Source organism: Roseivivax sediminis, from assembly GCF_900112685.1.
Taxonomy (GTDB): domain Bacteria; phylum Pseudomonadota; class Alphaproteobacteria; order Rhodobacterales; family Rhodobacteraceae; genus Roseivivax; species Roseivivax sediminis.
In genome coordinates, this window is sequence record NZ_FOMS01000006.1 from 222,915 (window position 1) to 245,890 (window position 22,976).

22 protein-coding genes are annotated in these 22,976 nt (G+C 69.2%); 10 read left to right on the forward strand and 12 right to left on the reverse strand.

The window, feature by feature from the left end:
- Positions 1-102: 102 nt before the first annotated feature.
- The gene (locus F3H57_RS11465; protein ID WP_149756045.1) at positions 103-564 is read right to left on the reverse strand and encodes a Fe-S cluster assembly transcriptional regulator IscR; all 462 of its coding nucleotides are present in this window, start codon (positions 562-564) and stop codon (positions 103-105) included.
- A 208-nt stretch (positions 565-772) separates the two neighbouring features.
- Between F3H57_RS11465 and F3H57_RS11470 the strand changes: the two genes are divergently transcribed.
- Together F3H57_RS11470 and F3H57_RS11475 are read left to right on the forward strand one after the other, a co-directional pair.
- A complete protein-coding gene (locus F3H57_RS11470; RefSeq protein ID WP_149756046.1) occupies positions 773-1,426 on the forward strand; it encodes an alpha/beta hydrolase in 654 nt (217 codons plus the stop codon).
- 8 nt (positions 1,427-1,434) lie between these two features.
- A complete protein-coding gene (locus F3H57_RS11475) occupies positions 1,435-1,680 on the forward strand; it encodes a hypothetical protein (RefSeq protein ID WP_149756047.1) in 246 nt (81 codons plus the stop codon).
- A gap of 49 nt (positions 1,681-1,729) precedes the next feature.
- Here the strand turns inward: F3H57_RS11475 and F3H57_RS11480 are convergent, their stop codons facing one another.
- Both F3H57_RS11480 and F3H57_RS11485 read right to left on the reverse strand, forming a co-directional pair.
- Positions 1,730-2,308: a DUF924 family protein gene (locus F3H57_RS11480; protein WP_149756048.1), complete on the reverse strand. Its 579-nt coding sequence runs from the start codon at positions 2,306-2,308 to the stop codon at positions 1,730-1,732.
- Between the two features lie 140 nt (positions 2,309-2,448).
- Positions 2,449-3,741, reverse strand: coding sequence for an MFS transporter (locus F3H57_RS11485; RefSeq protein ID WP_149756049.1), 1,293 nt, complete (start codon positions 3,739-3,741; stop codon positions 2,449-2,451).
- Positions 3,742-4,293: 552 nt separating this feature from the next.
- Between F3H57_RS11485 and F3H57_RS11490 the strand changes: the two genes are divergently transcribed.
- Together F3H57_RS11490 and F3H57_RS11495 are read left to right on the forward strand one after the other, a co-directional pair.
- Positions 4,294-4,668, forward strand: coding sequence for a TadE/TadG family type IV pilus assembly protein (locus F3H57_RS11490; RefSeq protein ID WP_188129665.1), 375 nt, complete (start codon positions 4,294-4,296; stop codon positions 4,666-4,668).
- Positions 4,668-5,954 carry a hypothetical protein gene (locus F3H57_RS11495; protein ID WP_149756051.1) on the forward strand — a complete coding sequence of 429 codons (1,287 nt, stop codon included), beginning with the start codon at positions 4,668-4,670 and terminating at the stop codon, positions 5,952-5,954. Before F3H57_RS11490 ends, F3H57_RS11495 begins: the two co-directional genes overlap by 1 nt.
- A 1-nt stretch (position 5,955) precedes the next feature.
- On the opposite strand, the gene queA is transcribed toward F3H57_RS11495, so the two are convergent.
- Together queA and F3H57_RS11505 are read right to left on the reverse strand one after the other, a co-directional pair.
- The gene (queA, locus tag F3H57_RS11500; protein WP_149756052.1) at positions 5,956-7,008 is read right to left on the reverse strand and encodes a tRNA preQ1(34) S-adenosylmethionine ribosyltransferase-isomerase QueA; all 1,053 of its coding nucleotides are present in this window, start codon (positions 7,006-7,008) and stop codon (positions 5,956-5,958) included.
- Positions 7,009-7,017: 9 nt separating this feature from the next.
- Positions 7,018-10,272: a YhdP family protein gene (locus tag F3H57_RS11505; protein ID WP_149756053.1), complete on the reverse strand. Its 3,255-nt coding sequence runs from the start codon at positions 10,270-10,272 to the stop codon at positions 7,018-7,020.
- Positions 10,273-10,382: 110 nt separating this feature from the next.
- On the opposite strand from F3H57_RS11505, the gene F3H57_RS11510 reads away from it, so the two are divergent.
- The 4 genes from F3H57_RS11510 (at position 10,383) to F3H57_RS11525 (ending at position 14,020) form a co-directional block, all read left to right on the forward strand.
- Positions 10,383-10,844, forward strand: coding sequence for a peroxiredoxin (locus F3H57_RS11510; RefSeq protein ID WP_149756054.1), 462 nt, complete (start codon positions 10,383-10,385; stop codon positions 10,842-10,844).
- Positions 10,845-11,154: 310 nt separating this feature from the next.
- Complete coding sequence (locus F3H57_RS11515; RefSeq protein WP_149756055.1) at positions 11,155-11,970, forward strand: ferritin-like domain-containing protein; 816 nt, start codon at positions 11,155-11,157, stop codon at positions 11,968-11,970.
- Positions 11,971-12,165: 195 nt separating this feature from the next.
- Positions 12,166-13,473, forward strand: a complete 1,308-nt coding sequence (locus tag F3H57_RS11520; protein WP_149756056.1) for a M23 family metallopeptidase — start codon at positions 12,166-12,168, stop codon at positions 13,471-13,473.
- Positions 13,463-14,020, forward strand: coding sequence for a bactofilin family protein (locus F3H57_RS11525; protein ID WP_149756057.1), 558 nt, complete (start codon positions 13,463-13,465; stop codon positions 14,018-14,020). The genes F3H57_RS11520 and F3H57_RS11525 overlap by 11 nt, the downstream gene beginning before the upstream one ends.
- A 280-nt stretch (positions 14,021-14,300) precedes the next feature.
- Here F3H57_RS11525 and F3H57_RS11530 read toward each other — a convergent pair whose 3' ends face one another.
- Positions 14,301-14,885: an HNH endonuclease gene (locus F3H57_RS11530; RefSeq protein WP_149756058.1), complete on the reverse strand. Its 585-nt coding sequence runs from the start codon at positions 14,883-14,885 to the stop codon at positions 14,301-14,303.
- A 216-nt stretch (positions 14,886-15,101) separates the two neighbouring features.
- On the opposite strand from F3H57_RS11530, the gene F3H57_RS11535 reads away from it, so the two are divergent.
- Positions 15,102-15,527, forward strand: coding sequence for a VOC family protein (locus F3H57_RS11535; RefSeq protein ID WP_149756059.1), 426 nt, complete (start codon positions 15,102-15,104; stop codon positions 15,525-15,527).
- A 142-nt stretch (positions 15,528-15,669) separates the two neighbouring features.
- On the opposite strand, the gene F3H57_RS11540 is transcribed toward F3H57_RS11535, so the two are convergent.
- Genes F3H57_RS11540 through F3H57_RS11550 form a run of 3 tightly spaced genes read right to left on the reverse strand, consistent with a single transcriptional unit; the run spans position 15,670 to position 17,671 of the window.
- The gene (locus F3H57_RS11540) at positions 15,670-16,335 is read right to left on the reverse strand and encodes an alpha/beta hydrolase (protein WP_149756060.1); all 666 of its coding nucleotides are present in this window, start codon (positions 16,333-16,335) and stop codon (positions 15,670-15,672) included.
- Positions 16,332-16,982 (reverse strand): DNA-3-methyladenine glycosylase family protein, encoded by a 651-nt coding sequence (locus tag F3H57_RS11545; RefSeq protein WP_149756061.1) that lies wholly within the window; start codon positions 16,980-16,982, stop codon positions 16,332-16,334. Before F3H57_RS11545 ends, F3H57_RS11540 begins: the two co-directional genes overlap by 4 nt.
- On the reverse strand, positions 16,946-17,671 hold the full coding sequence (locus F3H57_RS11550; protein ID WP_188129666.1) for a precorrin-6A/cobalt-precorrin-6A reductase: 726 nt from the start codon (positions 17,669-17,671) through the stop codon (positions 16,946-16,948). Before F3H57_RS11550 ends, F3H57_RS11545 begins: the two co-directional genes overlap by 37 nt.
- Before the next feature lie 87 nt (positions 17,672-17,758).
- On the opposite strand from F3H57_RS11550, the gene F3H57_RS11555 reads away from it, so the two are divergent.
- Positions 17,759-18,973, forward strand: coding sequence for an MFS transporter (locus F3H57_RS11555; RefSeq protein ID WP_149756063.1), 1,215 nt, complete (start codon positions 17,759-17,761; stop codon positions 18,971-18,973).
- A gap of 1 nt (position 18,974) precedes the next feature.
- Here the strand turns inward: F3H57_RS11555 and F3H57_RS11560 are convergent, their stop codons facing one another.
- The 3 genes from F3H57_RS11560 to cysS all read right to left on the reverse strand — a co-directional run bounded on the left by F3H57_RS11560 (position 18,975) and on the right by cysS (position 22,941).
- Complete coding sequence (locus F3H57_RS11560) at positions 18,975-19,748, reverse strand: squalene/phytoene synthase family protein (protein WP_149756064.1); 774 nt, start codon at positions 19,746-19,748, stop codon at positions 18,975-18,977.
- Positions 19,749-19,870: 122 nt separating this feature from the next.
- On the reverse strand, positions 19,871-21,490 hold the full coding sequence (gene cimA / locus F3H57_RS11565; RefSeq protein ID WP_149756065.1) for a citramalate synthase: 1,620 nt from the start codon (positions 21,488-21,490) through the stop codon (positions 19,871-19,873).
- 59 nt (positions 21,491-21,549) lie between these two features.
- The gene (gene cysS, locus F3H57_RS11570) at positions 21,550-22,941 is read right to left on the reverse strand and encodes a cysteine--tRNA ligase (protein ID WP_149756066.1); all 1,392 of its coding nucleotides are present in this window, start codon (positions 22,939-22,941) and stop codon (positions 21,550-21,552) included.
- Positions 22,942-22,976: the final 35 nt, after the last annotated feature.

Consider the following 22,976-nt stretch of genomic DNA (forward strand, 5'->3'; position numbering starts at 1 on the left):
GTCTGGGGCGGAGCCCCAGTCCGCCGCCGCCCACCCGCGCCACCGGCCGGGCAACGCGCGGCCCAGGCGAGGACAGCCCGCAAGGGCTGGAGGAGCGCGCCCTCACGGCTCGTCCACCACGTCGAACAGCGACGGCACCGCCGGGCACGGCACCAGCGCGTTGCCCGCCACGTCCGACAGCCGCGTCTGGTGCAGGAAGACGTAGACATGCGCCGAGAGCCCCTGCCACAGCCGGTTCGACAGCGATTGCGCCTTCGACCCGGACAGACCGCCCGAGGCGCCCGCGCCCTTGTGCATCGCGTCCACCGTCTCGTCGACCGCGGCCAGCACGTCGGCCACCCGGATCTCCGTCGCCGGCCGCGCCAGGCGGTAGCCGCCCCCCGGCCCGCGCACCGATTTGACCAGGTCCGCGCGTCGCAGCTTCACGAAAAGCTGTTCGAGATAGGGCAAGGACACGTCCTGCCGTCGCGAGATGTCGCCCAGCGTCACCAACGCATCCGCCGGCTGCAACGCGATATCCACCAGCGCGACCATCGCGTAGCGCCCCTTGGTGCTGAGCTTCATTCCGCCGTCTCCCTTGCCGCCGCCCTGCGCGTGCACCGTTCCACAGACCGCGCAGCGCGCGGCAATTGACGTTCGATAGGCAAATGCGTATCTGCCACGGACGCTGGCCGAACCCCCGCGCCTGCGTTTAGAAGAGTTCTAAAATGTTTGACGGATTGCGTCAACAATCCGCTGACCCGCGAAGCCCACGCGAAGGAGCCGCCGCCCCATGCCCGAGGTGATTTTTCCCGGCCCCGAAGGCCGCCTCGAAGGCCGTTATCACCCGCAGAAGGACCGCGACGCGCCCATCGCCATCGTGCTGCACCCGCATCCGCAATTCGGCGGCACGATGAACAACAAGGTGGTCTACAACCTGCATTACGCCTTCTACAACATGGGCTTCACGGTGATGCGGTTCAATTTCCGCGGAGTCGGCCGGTCCCAGGGCGAATACGACCAGGGCGTGGGCGAGCTCAGCGACGCCGCCTCGGCGCTCGACTACCTGCAGTCGATGAACGCCAATTCCAAGCATTGCTGGGTCGCCGGGTTCTCCTTCGGGGCCTGGATCGGCATGCAGCTCCTGATGCGCCGGCCCGAGATCACCGGCTTCATCTCGGCCTCGCCGCCGGCCAACATGTACGATTTCTCCTTCCTCGCGCCCTGCCCGTCCTCGGGCCTGATCATCAACGGCACCGCCGACCGCGTGGCGCCACCGGCCGATACCGGCGCGCTCGTCGGCAAGCTGAAGGAGCAGAAGGGCATCACCATCACCCACGAGGAAATCGAGGGCTCCGGTCACTTCTTCGAAGGGCCGCACATGGACACGATGATCGGGACCGTCTCCGATTACGTGAAGCGCCGCCTGACCGAAAGCACGCGCTGAGGCAAGGCATGAGCTATCTCGACGATCTCGCCGACAAGCTGGCGCAGGACGTGCTGGACGCACAGGACAAGCTCGGGGAAGATCGGCTCTACATCGAGATCGGCGGGGTCATCGCGGCGGCCTCGACGACCCTGGAAGAGGCGTTCCTGACCGCCTGCCGTGTCCGCCTCGCCGAACGCCGCGCCCGTGACTATCTCGTCGACCGGGTGCGCAAGGCCGATCCGCCGCCCGCCGGGGACGACAGGACGGCCTGAAAGCGGGCGCGGCGCCGGACCGGCGCCCGCCCTGCGGTCCCGGCCGGCGTCAGGCCGGCTGCTTCATCTCCCGCACCACGCGGCCATAGCCGCCCTCGTCGAGAAAACGCGCCTCTTCCCCGGTCGTCGACCGGCCGAGCGCGGCGTTGCGGTGCGGGAACCGGCCATAGCGGCGCACGACCTCGCGATGCGCCTTGGCGTGCAGCATGTTGTCCGCCGCCTCCCGGGGCATCCGCTCCTTCATCAGGCGCACGCAACGGTCCTGATCGCACAGGTTCTCCGAATGCATCAGCGGCAGGTAGAAGAACTGCCGCGCCGGCGGGTCGATCTTCAGGTCCCAGCCGCGATGCACCGCCTGCTTCGCCGCCGCGAGCGCGATACGGTCCGACGCGAAGGCGCGGCGGCTGTCGCGGAACATGTTGCGCGAAAACTGGTCGAGCAGGATCACGTAGGCCAGCGCGCCCGACGGATAGGTCAGCCAGAGCGCGTAGCGCCCGGCCATCGCACCTTCCAGGGTCTCCTGGAACCGCTCGCGGATCTCGGCGTCGAGCGCCGCATCCTGCTTGTACCACCCCTCCGGTCCGACCTCGTCGAGCCAGAAACTCAGAATCTCTTCGGGTCCCGCCACGGAACACTCCTCCTTTGGGCACACCCCAGTCCTGTTGTGGTAACCCGGCGGCACCCGGCTTGATAATCACGATTGATGTCGCATGGTGTCAGATTGATCGCGCGGTGTTGCGGATCGGCCGATCCTCCCGCTCCGGCGCCCTACCCGGAGGCGCCGGATTCGCGTTCGGAGGCGATCGCCTGCGCCTCGGCCTCCGCCTCGGCGGCCTCCATGGCGGCCTCCTGGGCGTATTCCATCGCCACGACCGTCCCCGTCGGCGCGTAGTAGGTGTAGCTGCCGGTCTCGTCGACGGACGGCGCGGGCCGCTTGGTCATCCGGTAGATGCCGTACCCGGTCAGCGCCAGCATCGGCACCGCGATCAGCACGAAGTAGCCGCGCGCGCCCATCTGCTCCATGAACCAGCCGGTGAGGATCGGGCCGATCACCGCGCCCACTCCGTTCACGAACATCAGGCCCGCCGAGGCGCTGGCCATGTCCTCCACATCGAGGAAATCGTTGGCATAGGCGATGAGCAGCGAATAGAGCGGGTTGGCCGACCCGCCGATCACCGCCGCGACGCCGACGAGCACCAGGAAACTGTCCGACATCGTCAGCCCGACCACCCCCGCGAGGCCCCCGGCGAGCGCGGTGGAGGCGATGAGCACGCGGCGGTCCATACGGTCCGACAGCCAGCCCAGCGGGTACTGGCAGACCAGCGCGCCGACGTAGAAGGCCGCAACGAAGACCGACGTCTGCTGCAGCGTCATTCCCGCCTCCGTCGCGAACACCGCCGACATGCCGAATTGCAGCGCGAAGACCGCCCCCATCAGCGACATCCCCACGAAGGCCAGCGGCGAGGTCGTGAACAGCTTCGTGATGTTCATCGGCTTGGTCGATTCGAACGCCGGCGTGGGCGAAATCGCCAGGAGGATCGGCGCGAAGGCTATGGAGACCAGCACCGAGGGGATGACGAACAAGAGGTAGCCCGACGGGTCCGGCACCACCAGAAGCGCCTGCGCGGCGATGATCCCCACCATCTGCGTGATCATGTAGAGAGATATCGCCTGCCCGCGCGTGTCGTTGGTCGCCGCGTTGTTCAGCCAGCTTTCGGAGGTCACGTAGACCCCGCAGAACGCGAAGCCGAGGATCACCCGCATGGCGATCCAGACCGCCGGATGCTCCAGCGTCGGAAAGATGATCAGCGCCGCCGAGATCAGCGAGCCGAGCGCGGCGAAGACCCGCACATGCCCGACCCGGCGGATCATCTCGGGCGTCATGCGCGAGGCGATCATGAATCCGAGGAAGTAGGCCGAGATCACCACCGACATGATGAAGGGCGAAAACCCCGCCGCGCCGCCGCGCACCCCCATGAGAGAGCCCTGCAGGCCGTTGCCGACCATCAGCAGCATGACCCCGAAGAACAGCGGCCAGGAGCTCAGAAACACGTTCACCATCAGGTCTATCCTTCGTCAGAAGCCGGCACGTCCGTCCCCCGGCACCCGCTACATCCGCCGGTGTTGGCCGTCCATTCGGATTTCGACACTCCGCCGCTTTTCGTCGCCTCCCTCGGGCGCGCGAATATGGCGAAACTGCCCTCTCGACCTACCACGGAAGCGAATCGGCGCCTTGGTCGCGAACGCTTCCGCAATATCATTGGCATGAAAACGAAATATTGCCGAACTGGCACCGGCTTGCCCCTGCGCGCAAAGGAAAATCCGGAAGCCTCGGGAAAAGTTAACGAATATTAACTGCCTCGACCGGAGGCCCCGCGTTGAAATTCCCCCCGCTGTTAATTCATTCCGGACTTCGCAGCATGTGGGGCCCCGATCAATAAAAACGCAAACCCAAGTTATCGTTTTAAATGAAAATTCCCCCAAACTGCACATTGACGACACATCAATGTCGAAATCGCCGCATTGCAGCCCCTATTCGCCACAAGACTGACCGCTCGCACCGAGTGCTGGCAGCGGAGGTTCGACATGACTCGCACTGGGAATTGGTTGATAATGCTGCGCCGCGATGAAGAAGGCTCGACCACCGTCGAATTCGTGATCTGGACGCCGCTCCTTGCGGCCGGCCTCATGCTTATCCTCGATCTGTCCTACATGATGATCGTCGATGCCGGGCTCTGGAACGCATCGCGCGATACCGCCCGGGCCGTGGCCCAGCGACGGGTCGCCACCGACGAGGCAGCGGCCCTCTTCGCGGAACGGATGTTCCCGCGCAACGTCGAATACAGGTTCGGAATTAACGTCGCGGACGACGAGGTTCACATACAGGTCCTGGTCGATGGCGAGGACACTGCGCTGAGCCCGTTCCTGCCGAAATTCTACGAAGGCACCATAGGCGCCTCGCTCAGAATGCTGATGGAGCCGGCCTGATGCGCCGGTACATCGCGCAATTCACCAGCGAGGACGGCGCGGTCGGAAGCGTGGCATCCTTCTTCCTGCTGACCTGCACCCTGCTGGTCGGCGGCGCCGCGGTCGACATCGCCAACGGGTGGCGGGTCCGCGAGATCCTGCAATCCACCGCGGAGGCGGCCGCGCACGGCGCCGCCGTCCGCGCCTCCGAGCCGCGCCTGTCCGAAAGCCCCGAGGCGGTGGCCGAGCGGATCAGCCGCCAGGCGCTTCGCGTGGCGGGCCTGGAGGACGCCTGGCAGCACGATAGCGTCGTCATGGGGCGGATCGATGACGGCCAGCCCTTCGATGCCGGCGTGCTGCCGGCCAACGCGGTGCGCGTCACGCTTCGTCGCACGGAGGAACGCGGCACCCCCGAGCCCCTGCGGCTCATCTTTCCCTTCGGTTTCTCGCCGTGGTCTCTGCAGGGCGACGCGGTGGCGACGTTCCGCGCCGCTCCCTCGGCGCGCTGCGGCGATCCGCTGCTGTCGCTCCAGGCGCGTGTCGACGTGTCGGAGAAGGACGTGTTCGCCGGCATCTGCCTGTACGCCAATGGAACGGTCGATTACGGCGATGCACCGATCTGGAAAAACGAGGACGTCGCCGGGTTGATCGACGCGCTCGTGCGCACCGCGACATCCCCGGACTCGCTCGGCGTCGATCTGTTCGGCCTGAACGGCGGCGCCGTCACCGCCCGGCACCTGCGCGACGCGGTAGCGACCGCCACGCGCAATATCCATGCCGCGAGTCTCGACGACATATCGGTGCTGAGCGACGGCAGCTTCCGCGTGCAATGCGACGACCGCGGCGTGGCGCGGCTGGGCGACGGCTTCGTGGTCGAGAACGCCGCGATCTTCGCCGACTGTCCGATCCGCTTCGGCACCGACGTGCGGCTGAAGGCGAGCCTCGTGGTGTCCAACGTCACGTCGCTGCTGACCGACCTGGGAGAGGTCGAGCTCACGCCCGACGCCCTGCTGCCCGGCTCCCCGCCCTGCATGGCCGGCGACGGCGTGCGCATCCTGCTCTTCGCCGATCTCGACATCGTGTCGGACATTCCGGCCATCGTGTCGCCCGACACGCCGGTCGGCACACTCATCGAAGCGGCCGTTGCGGAGACGGGCGGCATACTCGGCGACGTGCTGGACGTGACCGGCAGCCTGCTCGGCGACGTCTCCGAAGAGGTGAGCCGGATCGCCTCGGACTTCGATCTGCTGCCGATCTGCGTCGGGCTCGAACCGATGCTGGACCGCAATACCGTGATGCTGCGCTGAATTATGTCGGGATCAGCAGGGACGCGTCCCCGTAGGAAAAGAAGCGATAGCGCTCTGCCACCGCATGGGCATAGATCGCGCGGACCCTCTCCTGCCCCATCAGTGCCGACACCAGCATCAGAAGCGTCGACTTCGGCAGGTGAAAATTGGTCATCAGCGCGTCCGTCGCGCGGAAGGTGAAGCCGGGATAGATGAAGATGTCGGTCTCGCCCCGCCACGGCTCCACTTGGCCGGTGGCGCGCGCCGCCGTCTCGATCAGGCGCAGCGCCGTGGTGCCGACCGGAATGATCCGCCCGCCCGCCGCGCGGGTCTCCGCTATCTCCGCCGCCGCGCGCTCCGAGACCTCGCCCCATTCGGCGTGCATGCGGTGGGTGGTCACGTCCTCCACCTTCACCGGCAGGAAGGTACCGGCGCCGACATGCAGCGTCAACTGGCTGAACGTCACGCCGCGCGCGGCGAGGCCGTCCAGCAGCGGCGCATCGAAGTGCAGCGACGCGGTCGGCGCGGCCACCGCGCCCGGCTTGTCGGCCCAGACCGTCTGGTAATCCTCCCGGTCCTGCGCATCCGCCGCGCGGCGCCCGGCGATGTAGGGCGGCAGCGGCATCGCCCCGGCCTCGGCCAGCGCGGCGTCGAACTTCGCCCCGGAGAGGTTGAAGCGCAGCCGCCCCTGCCCGTCGCCCTTGGCCTCCAGCACCGCCGACAGCGCCTCCGAAAAGCGGATCGTCTCGCCCTCGCGCACCTTCTTCAGCGGCTTGACCAGCGCCGACCATGTCCCGTCCGCGCCCGGCTCCAGCAGCGTCGCCTCGATACGGGCGGAGGTCTCGCCCTCGGCCCCGGCGCGCGTGCGCATCCCCGACAGCCGCGCCGGGATCACCCGCGTGTCGTTCAGCACCAGCCGGTCGCCCGGCCGCAGCCAGTCGCCGAGATCGCGCACCACCGCGTCGGTGATCCGGTCGCCCTCGGCCACCAGCAGCCGCGCGGCGGAGCGCGGCCGCGCCGGGCGCGTCGCGATCAGCTCTTCGGGCAGATCGAAGTCGAACTCGTCGAGGCGCATCGGCCGGGCTCACTCTGCGGTCGGGGGCGGGCGGCGAAAGATCTCGCGGAACATGCCGGGGGTGAACACCGAAAGCGGATTGACCGCAACCCGCGGCTGCGAGGACGGCCCGGTGACTGTGAAGTTGAAACCCAGCAGCCCCTCGCCCCGCCGCGTGAAGATCGACCCGATGGAGTTCAGCACGTAGATCGGCGACAGCACCCCCTGCAGGTCGAGCTGGCCCGACCCCAGATCGACGTAGCCGTCCACTGACACGCCCATCGACGGGCCGACGGCGCTGAACTGCGACAGCGTCACCCGGTCGGGCGAGAGGCGGAACCGCCCTTCGGCCTCCTCGAAATAGATCCCCGGCCCTTCCAGCTGGTCGATGATCCCGACGATGGAGATCGCGTCGAGCAGCGCGCCGATCGCCGGCGCGTCGCGCAGCCGCGCCTCGGTCACGGTGACGGCGCCGTCATAGGTGCCCGGCGCGCCCGTCGGCGTGAGGTTCAGCACCATCCGTCCGCCCGCGACGGTCTTCAGGATGCCGGTCGATTCCAGCACGTTGCCGGCATCCTCGGATGACACGCGCAGCCCGGTGCCGCCGTTCTGCGGCAGAAGCTGCCCGGTCAGCGCCGCGCTCGTCCCCGCCATCCCGGCGGTGAACCCGCCGTCGAGCCCGCCGGCCCGCGCGGCGAAGCGCCCCGCGAAGTCCCGCAGAACGATCCCCTCCGCGATGGTCAGGGTGTCGAGCGCGATCCGAAGCGGCGTGCCTCCGCCGCCCCCAGCGCCGCCACCGCCGGCGCCGAAATTGGCGCCGCGCAGGTCGGCCCGACCGCCGGTCACGCGCACCTCCGGCGCCGCGCCGCCACGGCCGATCAGCGTCACCGGCGCGTCGAACCACGACCCCACCCGCACCCGGTCGAGGCTCACCCGGTCCAGCCCGCCATCCGCCCGCAGGGCCACGCGCCCCAAGGTTCGCAACCCCCCGGCGTCGATCCGAAGCGTGTCGATATCCGGCGCATCGCCCAGCCGCCCGGCGATCTCCAGCGTCCCGCGCGTGCCCGGCGCCAGCGACCAGCCCACCTGCGGGATCGCCATGCCGATCCCGGCGAGCTCCGAGGTCAGCCGGAACCGCGGCGCCCCGCCCGCCGGCAGATCGACGCGCACCTGCGCCGGCCCGGCGCCCGAGATCAGCCCGTCCGGCAGAGCCACGCCGAGCGCCTCGGCCCCCGCCGCGCTCAACCGCGCGGTCCCCTCGATCCGCGCATCGCCCTCACCCAGCGGCCGGGTCCAGGCGCCGTCGAAGGGCACGCCGTCGAAGGTCATCGCGCCGGCGATACGCACCGCCTCGTCCGTCACGCTCAGCTCCAGCGTATCGGCGGCGATGCGCCGGCCGGGCACGGCCTTGGTGCTCTCCACCCCGCTCAGCGTGCCGGAGAGGTCCAGCCCGGTCTCCGCCAGCGTCACGCCGGGGCCGAGCGGGCGGATGATCGTCCCCGAAACCTGAGCCGTCCCGGTGGCAAGGTCGGTCCCGCGGCCAGCCTTCTCCAGCAACGACAGCGGCGGCTGGTCGAGAAGCGACAGCGCCGCCGTCGCGCTGCCGGCCGCCTCCAGCCGGATCTCCCCCGTCGCCGGGTCCTGCCGCGTGTCGGGGATGACGAAGGCGCTGCCGGCGAGGTCGATGCCGCCGCCCTCGGGCGGGGTCAGCGTGCCGGCCTCCAGCCGCGCCGACAGGCGGTCACCGTCATAGACCAGCCGCCCGACCGCGTCCGTAACCGGCGGCAGCGTGTCAGTGAACTGGACCGCGGCATCCACGAAATCGAGGTCGAAGTAGAGATCGAGCCGGTTGCCCGGCTGCCAGCGCAGCGCCAGCGTGGCATCCCGCGCGCGCCCGCCGGTGACGCGCTCGACCACCCATTGTCGCGTCTGGGGGGCCAGCGCCACGGGCCAGTGCGCCGCAAGCGCGTCCGGCGTCACCCGGTCGGCCTGCGCGTCCACCCGCACCGACCAGCCCGCCTCGCCGGCGCTGACCCGGCCGCTGGCGCGCAGGGCCTTCTCGGGGTCGGCGATGCGCAACCGGCCGATGTCGATCTGGAACGGCGACAATTGCAGGCGCAGGTCGAGCTCCGCCCGGTCCACGCGCACCGGGCCCGCGAAGGCGCCGCCGGGATTGGCGGTGAGGTCGGAGAGCACGAACTGGCCGGTGATCGCCTCGGGCCAGCCGCCCTCCGCCGCGCCGATCTGCGCCCGCCCGGTGGCGCGCGCGTCTCCTGCGGCGGTCTCCACCGCGATCTCCGTGAACTCGATCCGCCCGGTCGAAGGCACGTAGGACAGGTAGGTCTGCGCCCCCTCGAAGCGCAGGGGCTCGGCCGCCTCGGTCGGTTGCAGGACCCCCGCGCCGATGCGCAGCGTCGCGTCGAGCCCGCCGAGTGCCCCATCCGGCGCGGTCCAGCCCCGCAGCGCGCCCGAGATCGGCGCGCGCAAAGCCTCCAGCCAGGCCAGTGCCGGGCTCTGCGTGGCGATGTCCCGTGCCTGGAGGTTGTCGAGCGACAGCCCGAAAGAGGCGTCGGTCGCACCGATCGGGCTCTCGGCGTTGAGCGAGAGGCTCGCCGCGCTGTCGCCCTGCCCGAGCAGCGCCGCGCTTCCGGAGACCCGAAGGTCGCCGCCGGTGCGTTCGACCGACACTTGGCCGCCATCGGCCAGCCACTCGCGCCCCAGCCGCGCGTCGATGAAACGGATCGTCAGGCCGTCGAGCGTGACGCCGTCCAGCGCCGCGAGGCGCGGATCCTCAAGCGCCGCGTCGATGCCCGCGATAACCTCGGGCACGCTCGGGTTCTGCTGTTCCCGCGCGATGCCGAGGCCGATACCAAGGCGCCCGTCCTCGGCCCGCCGCACGGTGAGGAAGGCGCCGGACACGCGCGCCTCGCGCAGCTCCACGTCGCCTTTCAGAAGCGGCGGGAGCCGGGCCGCGATCTCCAGTTCCGACAGCGCGGCGATGGGCGTGCCGTCAATTGCGCGCAGCGCCGCGTCGTCGAGCCGGACGCGCACGAGACCGGCATCGCCGATCACCAGCCGCAATTGCTCGAATCCGATGGTGGCGCCGGGGACGAGGTCGGCGATGCGTGCCTCGATCCGCTCGGCCACCCAGTCCGGCACCACCAAGGGCCGCCCGACCAGCGCGCCGGCGGTCAGCGTCGCCGCCGTGAGCAGCAGCACGATGGCCGTCGCCAGGCGCAGCGGCCAGCGGCGGCGCCGCGGTGTCGGCGGTGTGTCGGCGGTCACTGGTCGTCGGCCCTTCGCGCGTTATGATCCCGTCTCGCCGGACTATGGCGCGCCACCCCGGGATTGACCACGGGGGGCCGTGCCGCAACAGCCAACAGGAGCCCCTCATCATGCTGGATACCGCCGATACCGCCCCCGACTTCACGCTGCCGGTCACCGGCGGCGGCGAGGTCACGCTCTCCGCCCTGCACCCCGCGCCGGTGGTGCTGTTCTTCTACCCGCGCGACGACACCTCGGGCTGCACCAAGGAGAACGAGGCGTTCACCGCGCTTCTGCCGGAGTTCGAGGCGGCGGGCGCGAAGGTCTTCGGCATCTCCAAGGACAGTATCGCCAGCCACGACAAGTTCATGGCCAAGAAGTCGCTGACGGTGCCGCTGCTGTCGGACGAGGACGGCGACGTCTGCGAACGCTACGGCGTGTGGGGCGAAAAGAAGATGTACGGCAAGACCTTCATGGGGATCACCCGCGCGACCTTCCTGATCGGAGGCGACGGCCGGATCGTCCGCGCCTGGCCCAAGGTGAAGGTCCCCGGCCACGCCGAGGAGGTGCTGGAGGCGGTCAAGGCGCTCTGAGGAGGCGCTCGCTCCGGCTCGACAGCGCCCCGCGCGAAACAGCGGCCGCAGGCCGCCGCGCATCGCCGGGCCGCCCCCCGGACCGGCGATTTGTCGACGCTCGCGCAAAGCTCGAAGGTTGCCCGGACGTGGCCGCCATAAAGCACCGCCGCTCGACGGTCGGGATCGCCGATCCGCGGCCCGTCGCTGCGCGGCTTGGCACCATGGACCGAACCCGGGACAGCGCCCAGTTCGACACCCACCGCCGTACCCTTTATGGCCATCCCCGTGACCGGACGCCTGCCATACCGATGCCAGACAGGAGCCATACATGCAGACTCTCAGCGAAATGGCGGTGGACGTCCTGACCACCGCGGACGGCCGCGAGAAGACCGCGAAGAGCCGCGCCTACGCCGCGCGCTGGTTCGACGCCCGCGCCGCCGGCGAGGAAATCCCGATCGGCACCGCCACGCCGCCCCTGCGCCCCGCACGTCCCGAGGCGCCGGCCCTGCTCGATCCACGCGAGGTGCCCAAGCGCAAGCCCGGCAGCCCGCAGGGACGCATCGCGCTTCTTCACGCCGTCGCGCATATCGAACTCAACGCGGTCGACCTGCACTGGGACATCATCCCGCGCTTCGCCGCAACGCCCCTGCCGCCGGGATTCTACGACGACTGGGTCAAGGCGGCGGACGAGGAATCCAAGCATTTCAACTTGATGTGCGACTGCCTGGAGGAGGCGGGATCGCATTACGGCGCCCTGCCCGCCCATGCCGGCATGTGGCGCGCGGCCGAGGACACCGCCGAGGACCTCTTCGGCCGCCTCGCCGTCGTGCCGATGGTGCTGGAGGCGCGCGGCCTCGACGTCACGCCCGGCATGATCGAGATCTTCCGCAAGGCCGGCGCAGACAGCGCCGTCGCCGCGCTCGAGACGATCTACGCCGAGGAGGTCGGCCACGTCGCCTACGGCTCCAAGTGGTATCACTTCCTCTGCGGGAGGCACGACGTGGATCCTCTGCCACAGTTCCACGCCCTCGTGCGGCACTATTTCAAGGGAGCGTTGAAACCGCCCTTCAATGAAGAGAAACGGGCAGAGGCCGGCCTTGCACCGGATTTCTACTGGCCCCTCGCAGGCGAGCCGCGCCCTTGACTTGGGCGCAACGCATTCCGGAATCGGCGGATTTCTGCCGTTTCGGCGCCTTTACGCGCCCGCATCCGCGTGACCTGCCTCAAATTGTTGCAACACCAACGCTGCCTCAGTAAGCCCTTGCCCCAAGGCGCCGGTCTTATTGGGGAACCGAGCGCCAGATATTGAGCCGGGTGACACGGGACAGAGGGCCACCACGTGAGAACGCGCTTCGCGATCAAGACACATGCGCTCCTGGAGCGCTTCTTTCCGGAACGCCGACTGTTCCTCCGCTCCGACAACGACACACGGTTCATCCGCCTCAGGCCCGAAACGCAGGCCGTCGCCTTCGCAGGCGCCACCGCGGTGGTGGCCTGGTCGATCGTGGCGACGGCGGTCCTTCTGATGGATTCCATCGGCGCGGGATCCTACCGCGAACAGGCGCGCCGCGATCAGGTCACCTACCAGCAGCGTCTGAACGCAGTGGCCGCCGAACGCGACGCCCGCGCCGCAGAGGCCCTGGCGGCGCAGCAGCGCTTCAATTCCGCACTCGCGGAGGTCTCCGCGATGCAGTCCCAGCTCCTACAGAGCGAGGCGCAGCGGCGCGAGCTGGAAACCGGGCTCGACGTCGTGCAGGCCACGCTGGGCGACACGATGAAGGAGCGTGAGGCGTTCCGCGACCAGTACGCCACCCTGCGCCAGCGCATCGAGGAAGGCGGAACCGCCGTTGCCGAAGGTGGCGACGACAGCACCGTGGACCTGCTGACCACCGCCCTGTCGCGCACCGCCGAGGAACGCGACCGCGTGGTCGCCGATGCGCAGGACGCGCTGATGCGCGCCGACGAGATGGCGACCGAGATCCGGCTGATGGAAGAGAAGAACGACATGATCTTCCGCCAGCTCGAAGAAGCGATGACCGTGTCGGTCAAGCCGCTCGACAAGATGTTCGAACGCGCCGGCATGGACCCCGACCGCATCATCAACGAGGTGCGCCGCGGCTATTCCGGCCAGGGCGGCCCGCTGACGCCGCTGTCCTTCTCCACCCGCGGCGAGGATCTCGGCGCCGACGCCAGCCGCGCCAACGACATCCTCGGCCAGATGGACCGGTTGAACATGTACCGGATCGCCGCGCAGCGCGTGCCCTTCGCCTCGCCGCTGAAGGACCCGTTCCGCTTCACCTCGGGGTTCGGCCGCCGCTGGGGACGGATGCACGAGGGCACCGATTTCGCGGCGCCCCACGGCACCGCGATCTACGCCACCGCCGACGGCGTCGTGACCCATGCCGGCTGGATGTCGGGCTATGGCCGGCTGGTGAAGATCAAGCACGAATTCGGGATCGAGACCCGCTACGCGCACAACTCGAAACTGTACGTCTCCGAAGGGCAAAGGGTCTCGCGCGGCCAGAAGATTGCTGCTATGGGAAACACTGGACGTTCGACCGGCACGCATCTGCACTATGAGGTCCGTGTCGGCGGTAAGGCCGTCAATCCCATGACCTATATCAAGGCTGCGAACGATGTTTTCTAAGAGCAAGATCAACGATCCGGCGCCGAAACCGGAGGAGGGCAAGCCGGCCGCGCCCGAGACCCAGGCAGCGCCGCAGCGCCAGTCCACCGATTTCAAACCCGCCGCCCCCAAGGCGAAGCCGGCCGCGTCGGTCCTGTCCAGCGATCTTCACATCACCGGCAACGTCAAGACCACCGGCGACATCCAGGTCGAAGGCACGGTCGAAGGCGACATCCGCGCACACCTTCTCACCGTCGGAGAGACCGCGACGATCAAGGGTGAGTGCATTGCCGACGACGTCGTCGTGAACGGCCGCATCGTCGGCCGCGTGCGCGGACTGAAGGTGCGCCTGACCGCGACCGCGCGGGTCGAGGGCGACATCATCCACAAGACCATCGCGATCGAATCCGGCGCCCATTTCGAAGGCTCGGTGCAGCGCCAGGACGACCCGCTCTCGGCCAACAAGGGCAAAAGCGCCGGCGCGTCGGCGCCCCAGGCCGGTGGCGGCCAGCAGGGAGGCGGCGGTCAGGCTCAGCCGGCGCAGAAGTCGCAGCAGCAGACGGGCTGACGCCGGCGCGCCCGGTTGTCGGGTGCGGCCGAAGACATGCCCACCAAGCCACGGGTCACCGCAGACACGCGGCGGCCCGTTTCCGATGACGATCTGTTTACGGAGCGGCGCCGCAGGCACTTAATGTCGGCGGCGGTCATGATCACGCGCATTCCGGCACCGCTACTGGCATCGACAACGCGCTCACACAGATCGCTGCGCCGCCGCAGGCGCACAACGGGCCAGGTCGGCGGTCCCTGCCGCGGGGGTGGAATGGGTCGGGTTCAGGCCGCGCTGGCGATCACTGCTCCAGCTCGGCATCCCAATAGAGAAAGTCGATCCAGCTATGGTGCAGGTGGTTCGGCGGGAAGCGCCGGCCCATGTTGCGCAATTCTTCCGCGCCGGGCTGGCGCGGCGGCTTGCGCAGGCTCAGGCCCGAACGGCGCAGGCTCTTGGACCCCTTGCGGAGGTTGCACGGCGCGCAGGCCGCGACGACGTTTTCCCAGCTTGTGATGCCGCCCGCGGCGCGCGGGACCACGTGATCGAAGGTCAGGTCCCCGGTCGATCCGCAGTACTGGCAGCAGAATTCGTCCCTCAGAAAAAGATTGAAGCGCGTGAAGGCCACGCGCTTCTGGGGTTTGACGTAATCCTTGAGCACCACGACGCTCGGTATCCTGAGCGTCATCGACGGGCTTCGCACCACCTCGTCGTATTCCGCGATGATGTCGACCCGGTCGAGAAAGGAGGCCTTCACCGCCTCCTGCCATGGCCAGAGCGACAGCGGATAATACGACAAAGGCCGGTAATCCGCGTTCAGCACCAGCGCCGGATGGCGCTTCAGCGCCCCCGGCTCGCGCACGAAATGTGTCCTGAATTCCCCGTTCATCTGCGACTCGGTCCTCGCCCTGCCTGCCCGTCTTCCGAAGCACCAGAGCGGGGAGCCCCGCCCCAGCTTGGGATCACTATATATCGCGATCCGATTCCGACAAGTCCCGCATATGCGGTGTCACCCGGCGGAATAGTAGCTGATTGAAACATGTGCATGACAATGTGGACAAGTGCCAGCGGTGACGGCGCGGCCGCATGCTGTTACCGTCCCGCCATGTCAGATGAACCGCGTCCCGTCCCACCCAGCCACCTGCTCGAAGCCGCGCTCTACGCCGAGGATCTGGAGGCGGCGGAAGCGTTCTTTACCGGGGTGCTGGGGCTCGATGTCGTCGTGCGCGTGCCGGGTCGACACGTCTTCTTCCGCTGCGGCACAGGGGTGCTGCTGGTCTTCGATCCCAGGGCAACGGCGCAGCCGCCGAAGAACCCGGACCTGCCGGTGCCGCCGCACGGCGCCCAAGGGCCGGGCCATGCCTGCCTCGCGGTGGACGGCGCGGCGCTCGATGCCTGGCGCGCGCATCTGGAGGCCGCCGGGGTCGAGATCGAGGCCGACTTTCGCTGGCCGACGGGCGCACGGTCGATCTATATCCGCGACCCGGCCGGCAATTCGCTGGAACTGGCGGAACCGAGACTCTGGATGTGAGTGCGCTCGTGGCGGGCAGATTGCACACTTTATCGCGCCGCCGCCGCCGGCCGGGCGCGGGCCGAGAGGTCGCGTAGGTGGGGGCTCCGCCCCCTACATCCCCCGGAGTATTTTTCGGCCCAAAGAAGCCGGGAGGCGCGACTCAGAGGCCGCACTTGTCGCGCATGAAGGCGAGCGCGACCGACAGCCCGTCGGGGGCGATGCCGTGCGCGGTGCCCTTCATCACGTGACCGTAGACCTCTGTCCAGCCGGCCTTCTGAAGCGCATCGGCGGCGTCGGGCATGGATTGCGGCGGGACCACATCGTCCTGATCCCCGTGAACAAGCAGGACCGGAGGGCGGCTGACCGCCTCGTCGACCAAGAGCTCGGGCTGCAGAAGGCGCCCCGAGAAGCCGACGACGCCCGCGACCGCGTCTTCGCGCCGCGGCGCGACATGCAGCGCCATCATCGTGCCCTGCGAGAAGCCGAACAGCACCACTTGTTCCGGTAGCAGATCCTCGTCGACCATGAAGGCGTCGAGGAAGGCGTCGAGATCGGCGATCGCGGCGCGCATGCCCTGCTCCGCCTCCTCCTGGCTCGATCCGTCGATCCAGGGGATCGGGAACCATTGCAGGCCCATCGGATTGACCGCGCAGGTCTCGGGCGCGTCGGGCGCCACGAAGAGCGTGTCGGGCAGATGCTCCCCGAGCGCATCGGCGATCCCCAGAAGGTCCGCCCCGTTGGCGCCGTAACCGTGCAGGAAGATCACGGCCGAGCGCGTGTCTCCGGAGACGGGCGGCCGGCGGCCGGCCTGCAGAACGCGGGTCATGCGATGCCCTCCCTATCCTTGGCGACGTGGTAGTAGGCCCAGAGCGCGCGCGCCGCAACCGATCTCCACGGGCTCCACGCCTCGGCCATGCTGCGCAGGGCGCGATCCTTCGGCCGCTCGGGCAGATCGAAGAGGATCCGCGCGCCCTCCTGCAGCGCCAGGTCGCCGGGCGCGAAGACATCCGCGCGGCCGAGGCTGAACATGGCGTAGATCTCGGCCGTCCAGACGCCGATGCCCTTCACGCGGGTCAGCGTCGCCACGACCTCCGCGTCCGGGGCCTCGCGCAGGGCGGCGTAGTCGATCCCCGCCTCCGCCAGCGCCACCGCGTAGGACGCCTTCTGCCGCGACAGGCCGAGCGCGCGCAGGCGCGGCTCCCCGGCGGCGAGGATAGCCTCCGGCGTCGTCATGCCAGCCGCCTCGAGCCGCGCCCGGATCGCGCGGGCGGAGGCGACGGAGACCTGCTGGCCGACGATGGCGGTCAGAAGCTGATCGAAGCCGTCCGGCGCGCGGCGCAGCGGCAGTGGCCCCGTGCGTGCCAGCGCGGAGGCAAAGCGAGGCTCCGCCCGTGCAAGCCAGTCCGCGCCCTCGGCCACGCAGGCCTCGCCGACGATCAACCGACCGGCGACCGGGTGGTATGTCGCAGCCATTTCAGCGCCTCTTCCACAGTGCCCGCGACCGGCCCCGAAGGGCGAGGCGGCCGCTCGATCATCGCCACGTTGAGCCCGAGCCCGCGCGCGGCGTCGAGCTTCGGCCGCGCCCCCGCGCCGCCGGCATTGCGCAGGACCAGCCAGTCGATCCCGAGCCGCCGAAACAGCGCCGCCTCGCCCGCCGGGGTGAAGGGCGGCGCCCCCGGATGCACCCGAATCCCCGGCGCCGGGTCGGCGCCGCCGATCTGGCGCAGGTGCACTTCCGCCCGAAGCCGTCGCAGCGCGGCCAGATCCTCGCGCCCGGTCGCCGCGAAGACGCGGCCCCCCGGCGGGATCACGCGCGCCAGGTCGTCGGCATGGGCGGCGCGGTGCCAGCGCTCGCCGGGCCGCCGCCGCCAGGGCGGGCGCAGGATCGTGACGAAGGGGATTGCCAGCGTCCGCGCGGCCAGGCGGGCGGACGCCGCGGTGGCGGTGTCGAACGGGTGCGCGGCGATTACGAGCGCACCCGCCCCGGTCCCGGCCAGCCACTCGGCCGTGACCGGCCCGACAGAGACCGCCCCCGGCCAGCGGCGCGGCACGCGTTCCCCGTCTGGCAGGCGCACCGGCGCGCCCGGGCAGGCGGCGGCGAGCCGGCGCGCCTCGCCAGCGCCGCCGACGATCGCGACGGGGGTGGAAGGGCTGTCCTTCATCGGTTTTCTGATACCGCGCCGCGCCGCGGATGCCCATGGCAAAACCGGCGCTTGCGGTTGCCGCCGGCGCGGCCTACCCATCGCTGCATGAGTGCCGCCCCTGCCTTCCGCGCCCGCCGCAACGTGACCGTGCTCGTGCTTGCGCAGGCGCTCCTGGGCGCGCAGATGCCGATGATCTTCACCATCGGCGGGCTCGCAGGGCAGTCGCTCGCCGGCAATCCCTGCCTCGCCACGCTGCCGATCACGCTGATCGTGCTGGGGTCCATGCTCTCGGCGCCGGTCATGTCGACGATCATGCAGCGGTTCGGACGGCGCCCCGGCTTCGTGCTCGGCGCGCTCTTCGGAGCGGCCGGCGGGGCGGTCGGGGCCTGGGGGCTCTACCTCGCCTCGTTCGAGGTCTTCCTTGCCGGATCCTTCCTGACCGGCACCTACATGTCGGCGCAGAACTTCTACCGTTTCGCCGCCGCCGACACCGCCGACGAGGCATTCCGGCCCAAGGCGATCTCCTACGTGCTGGCCGGCGGGCTGGCCGCCGCGCTGATCGGCCCGCAGATCGTCAAGCTGACGGCCGACGCCTACGTCGTGCCCTTCCTCGGCACCTATGCCGCGGTGATCGCGGTGAACATTCTCGGCGCGACGCTGTTTGCCTTCCTCGACATCCCCCGGCCCCCGCGGCCGGAAACCGGCGCCCCGGCCGGCCGCAGCGTGGGCCAGCTTCTGGCGACACCGCGCATCGCGGTCGCGGTGATATGCGCGACGGTCTCCTACGCGCTGATGAACCTGATGATGACCTCGACGCCGCTCGCCGTGGTGGGCTGCGGGTTCTCGCAGAACGCCGCCGCCGACGTGGTCAGCGCGCATGTCGTCGCGATGTTCGCGCCGTCTTTCTTCACCGGCCACCTGATCGCCCGCTTCGGGGCGGAGCGCATCGTCGCCGCCGGCCTCCTGCTGCTCGGCTGCGCAGGCGCGGTCGGCCTCGCGGGCGTCGACCTCGCCAATTTCTTCGGCGCGCTGGTGCTGCTCGGGCTCGGCTGGAACTTCGGCTTCATCGGCGCGACCTCGATGCTCGCCGCCTCGCATGGGCCCGAGGAACGGGGCCGCGTGCAGGGCATGAACGACCTCATCGTCTTCGGCGGCGTGACGCTGGCCTCGCTCGCCTCTGGCGGGCTGATGAATTGCGCCGGCGGCACCGCGGAGGAGGGCTGGACGGCGGTCAACGTCGCGATGGTGCCGCTGATCTGCCTCGCCGGCGCCGCGCTGATCTGGCTGGCCCTTCGCCCCCGCGAGGCGCCGGCCGAGTAGGTCAGACCGCGCGCCCGATCCCCGCGGCGCGCAACGCCAGGCTCAGGCGCGGGCGCATCACCGCCTGCCCGAGCGTGCCCTCCAGCACCCGCCGCGGCGCCGCCGCAGCCTCGCGCAGCACCGCGTCCGCCCGCCAGACCGCCAGCTCCGCCCGCCTTTGCGCCGCCGACGGCGCCTCGCCCAGGCCCGCGCGGTCGTCGCGCCAGCGTGCGGCGACCCGACCGATCGCCTCCGCCTCCATCTGCGGAAACGGCCGGCGCCCCCGCCGCTGCAGCGCCGAGGCGCCCAGCAGCCAGTTGGCCCGCGCCCCGCGCAAACCGGCCGCCCGCGCCCGCGCCTCCTGGTCCGAGCCGAGCGCGCGCGCCGCGGTCCACAGAAGGCCGCCCCCGGTCGCCGCGAGATAGGCGTCCAGATCCCTGATCTCGGTCACGTCCTCGCGCGACGCATCGGCGCGCCGCGCCTCCACCGCCCCGGTCAATATCTCCGCCCCTTCGGCATCCAGCACATGCGCCAGCGGCGTGACCACCTCGTGCCGGCGCACCACGCCGCCGCTGCCGATCTCGTCCAGAGCGTCGATCCACCATTGCAGCCGCATCTCGGCGATCAGCGGCTCCTCGGTCACCCAGGGCGCGCGCGACACCTCGATGTTGAACGCATAGAGCGGGAACAGCACCGACCGCGCCCGGACCGGCACCGCCATCGCCGCCCGGAACCGGTCGGGATCGCCCTCTTCCACCATCGCCGCGCAGGCATTCAGATCGTCATCGAACTCCATGGTGCGAACCTATCCCCCGCGCCGCCCCCGAAAAGCCCGCGGCCTGCTTCTTTGGGCCTCAAATACTCCGGGGAGCGCGAGGGGCTGGCCCCTCGCTCCTGTCCCCTCCGAGAGCCACGGCCTCAGGCAAGCGCGACCGCGTCCCGCGACAGCTTCCAGCGCACCGCGTCGAGAAGCGCCTCGAAGGAGGCATCGACGATGTTCGGCGACACCCCCACCGTGGACCAGCGCCGCCCCTGCCCGTCGGCGCTGTCGATGATAACGCGCGTGACCGCCTCGGTGCCGCCTTGCGTGATCCGCACCTTGAAGTCCACGAGGTGCATGTCGTCGATGATCTCCTGGTACCGCCCGAGGTCCTTGCCGAGCGCCTTGGAGAGCGCGTTTATCGGGCCGCGGTCCGAGCCGGTCTCGTCCATCGACTCGCTCACCGACAGCTTCTTCTCGCCGTCGATCTTGACCACCACGACCGCCTCGGACAGCGTCACCATCCGGTCGTACTTGTTCTTGCGCCGCTCGACGCTGACCCGGTAGCGCTTGACCTCGAAGAACTCCGCCGCCTGCCCCAGCTCGGCGCGCGCGAGCATCTCGAAGGAGGCCTGCGCGGTGTCGTAGGCGTAGCCCTCGTTCTCGCGCGCCTTCACCTTGTCGAGGATGCGGGCGAGCGCCGGATCGCCCGGCGCGACCTCGATCCCGGCCTCCATCAGGCGGCGGCGCAGGTTCGACTGGCCGGCCTGGTTCGACATCGGAATGAAGCGTTCGTTGCCCACGCTGGCCGGATCGACATGCTCGTAGGTCGACGGATCCTTGAGGATCGCGCTCGCGTGTAGCCCCGCCTTGTGCGCGAAGGCCGAGGCGCCGACATAGGCAAGCTGCTTCAGCGGCACCCGGTTCAGCACGTCGTCGAGCATCCGGCTCACTTGCGTGATCCGCGCCAGCGCGTCACGCGACACGCCGGTCTCGTATCGGCCGGCATAGGGCTCCTTGAGCAGGAGCGTCGGGATCAGCGACACGAGGTTGGCATTGCCGCAGCGCTCCCCGAGGCCGTTGAGCGTGCCCTGGATCTGCCGCGCGCCGGCCTCGACGGCGGCGAGCGATCCCGCGACCGCGGTCTCGGTATCGTTGTGGGTGTGGATGCCGAGCCGGTCGCCGGGGATGCCGGCCTCGATCACCGCGCGCACGACGCGGCCGATCCCATAGGGGAGCGTGCCGCCGTTGGTGTCGCACAGGACGATCCACCGCGCGCCCGCGTCCCGCGCCGCGCGAAGACACTCCAGCGCGTAATCGGGGTTCGCGGCGTAGCCGTCGAAGAAGTGCTCGGCGTCGAACAGCGTCTCGCGCCCCTGTGCCACGCAATGGGCGACCGAGGCGCGGATATTCTCCACGTTCTCCTCGAGCGTGATCCCCAGCGCCGTCTCCACATGGAAATCGTGGGTCTTGCCGACAAGGCAGACCGCCGGCGTGTTCGCGTTCAGCACCGCCGCGAGGACGTCGTCGTTCTCGGCCGAGCGCCCCGCGCGCTTGGTCATCCCGAAGGCGGTCATGGTCGCGCACGAGGGCGCCATCTCATCGAAGAAGGCGCTGTCGGTGGGGTTGGCGCCGGGCCAGCCGCCCTCGATATGGTCGATGCCGAGCCCGTCGAGCGCCTTGGCGATCTTCATCTTCTCGGCAACGGAGAACTGCACACCCTGCGTCTGCTGCCCGTCCCGGAGCGTGGTGTCGTAGAGGTAAAGGCGCTCAGGCATTGCAGGTTTCTCTGCTGAGGAGTTTGAGCTTTGGGCTAACGCCAAGCTTTGCATGAGCACTATTCATCAGAAGCTAGCGCCTCTAGTGCTATAGGATCAAAGGACTTTTCCAACCTGATTGTTGGTCCGTCGGGCCCATCCTTTACGTCTACTCCCGCAGAAGCCAAGCCATCTCTAATCCGGTCGGCTTCGGCGAATTCCTTCTGCTTTCGCGCTTTTTGTCGACGTTCGAGAAGACCGGCGATGACCGGACGATATGTCTCGTAGTCAAGAATGTAATAGTGAGCTTCGAGGTCTCCCTCAGGTATCGGCATTAAAATACCGAGAAACTGCAACCCGGCCTTCAGTTCTCTGAACTGCCCCTCGCGATACATGAGTCGCAATGCGGTAATTGCGCCATGCGTGTTCAAATCATCGGCTAAGACAGCCAGAATCTCGTTCGGAACGCTCTCTCCCGCCTCGGCATCCGCGGTGGCCAGTGCCCATTTATACAGCTCTTCCTCGGCCGCTTTTGCCTTCGCCGCCGTCCAGTCCATCGGCTTTCGGTAATGCGTCGAGAGGAACACGAAGCGGATCACCTCGCCCGGGATGCCTTCGTCCAGAAGGTCGCGCACGGTGAAGAAGTTGCCGAGCGACTTCGACATCTTCTTGCCCTCGACCTGCAGCATCTCGTTGTGCAGCCAGACCTTCGCGAAATCCCCGTGCGGATGGGCGCAGGACGACTGCGCCAGCTCGTTCTCATGGTGGGGAAACATCAGGTCGTTGCCACCGCCGTGGATGTCGAAGCTCTTGCCCAGGATCGCGTCCGCCATGGCCGAGCATTCGATGTGCCAGCCCGGGCGGCCCCGGCCCCAGGGCGAGTCCCAGCCCGGCAGCCCCTCGTCGGAGGGTTTCCACAGCACGAAATCCATCGGGTCGCGCTTGTACGGCGCGACCTCCACCCGGGCGCCGGCGATCATGTCCTCGACCGAGCGGCCCGACAAAGCGCCGTACTCCGCGTAGCTGTCGACCGAAAACAGCACGTGCCCCTCCGCCGCGTAGGCATGGCCGCGCTCGATCAGCCCCTCGATCATCGCGATCATCTCTCCGATATACCGCGTCGCGCGCGGCGCGTGCGTCGGCTCGAGCGCGCCGAGGGCGCCCATGTCGGACAGGAACCAGCCGATGGTCTCCTCGGTGATCTCGCCGATATCGCGGCCGGTCTCCTCCGCCCGAGCGTTGATCTTGTCGTCGACGTCGGTGAAGTTGCGCACGTAAGTCACGTGTTCCGCACCGTATTCGTGCCGCAGCAGGCGGAAGAGCACGTCGAACACGACCACCGGCCTTGCATTGCCCAGATGCGCGCGGTCGTAGACCGTCGGCCCGCAGACATACATGCGCACGTTTTCAGGGTCGATCGGCGCGAAGTCCTCGCGCTGGCGGGTCTTGGTGTTGTGAAGGCGGATCGTCATGGCGTCCTCGCGCGGGGCCTCGGGCTCGCGGCGGG

What these genes read in the sequence shown, in the direction of transcription:
- F3H57_RS11465 (WP_149756045.1), bottom strand. Translation starts at nt 564, where the DNA reads ATGAAGCTCAGCACCAAGGGGCGCTACGCGATGGTCGCGCTGGTGGAT.
- F3H57_RS11470 (WP_149756046.1), top strand. Translation starts at nt 773, where the DNA reads ATGCCCGAGGTGATTTTTCCCGGCCCCGAAGGCCGCCTCGAAGGCCGT.
- F3H57_RS11475 (WP_149756047.1), top strand. Translation starts at nt 1,435, where the DNA reads ATGAGCTATCTCGACGATCTCGCCGACAAGCTGGCGCAGGACGTGCTG.
- F3H57_RS11485 (WP_149756049.1), bottom strand. Translation starts at nt 3,741, where the DNA reads ATGGTGAACGTGTTTCTGAGCTCCTGGCCGCTGTTCTTCGGGGTCATG.
- F3H57_RS11490 (WP_188129665.1), top strand. Translation starts at nt 4,294, where the DNA reads ATGCTGCGCCGCGATGAAGAAGGCTCGACCACCGTCGAATTCGTGATC.
- F3H57_RS11495 (WP_149756051.1), top strand. Translation starts at nt 4,668, where the DNA reads ATGCGCCGGTACATCGCGCAATTCACCAGCGAGGACGGCGCGGTCGGA.
- queA (WP_149756052.1), bottom strand. Translation starts at nt 7,008, where the DNA reads ATGCGCCTCGACGAGTTCGACTTCGATCTGCCCGAAGAGCTGATCGCG.
- F3H57_RS11510 (WP_149756054.1), top strand. Translation starts at nt 10,383, where the DNA reads ATGCTGGATACCGCCGATACCGCCCCCGACTTCACGCTGCCGGTCACC.
- F3H57_RS11515 (WP_149756055.1), top strand. Translation starts at nt 11,155, where the DNA reads ATGCAGACTCTCAGCGAAATGGCGGTGGACGTCCTGACCACCGCGGAC.
- F3H57_RS11525 (WP_149756057.1), top strand. Translation starts at nt 13,463, where the DNA reads ATGTTTTCTAAGAGCAAGATCAACGATCCGGCGCCGAAACCGGAGGAG.
- F3H57_RS11530 (WP_149756058.1), bottom strand. Translation starts at nt 14,885, where the DNA reads ATGAACGGGGAATTCAGGACACATTTCGTGCGCGAGCCGGGGGCGCTG.
- F3H57_RS11535 (WP_149756059.1), top strand. Translation starts at nt 15,102, where the DNA reads ATGTCAGATGAACCGCGTCCCGTCCCACCCAGCCACCTGCTCGAAGCC.
- F3H57_RS11540 (WP_149756060.1), bottom strand. Translation starts at nt 16,335, where the DNA reads ATGACCCGCGTTCTGCAGGCCGGCCGCCGGCCGCCCGTCTCCGGAGAC.
- F3H57_RS11545 (WP_149756061.1), bottom strand. Translation starts at nt 16,982, where the DNA reads ATGGCTGCGACATACCACCCGGTCGCCGGTCGGTTGATCGTCGGCGAG.
- F3H57_RS11550 (WP_188129666.1), bottom strand. Translation starts at nt 17,671, where the DNA reads ATGAAGGACAGCCCTTCCACCCCCGTCGCGATCGTCGGCGGCGCTGGC.
- F3H57_RS11555 (WP_149756063.1), top strand. Translation starts at nt 17,759, where the DNA reads ATGAGTGCCGCCCCTGCCTTCCGCGCCCGCCGCAACGTGACCGTGCTC.
- F3H57_RS11560 (WP_149756064.1), bottom strand. Translation starts at nt 19,748, where the DNA reads ATGGAGTTCGATGACGATCTGAATGCCTGCGCGGCGATGGTGGAAGAG.
- cimA (WP_149756065.1), bottom strand. Translation starts at nt 21,490, where the DNA reads ATGCCTGAGCGCCTTTACCTCTACGACACCACGCTCCGGGACGGGCAG.
- cysS (WP_149756066.1), bottom strand. Translation starts at nt 22,941, where the DNA reads ATGACGATCCGCCTTCACAACACCAAGACCCGCCAGCGCGAGGACTTC.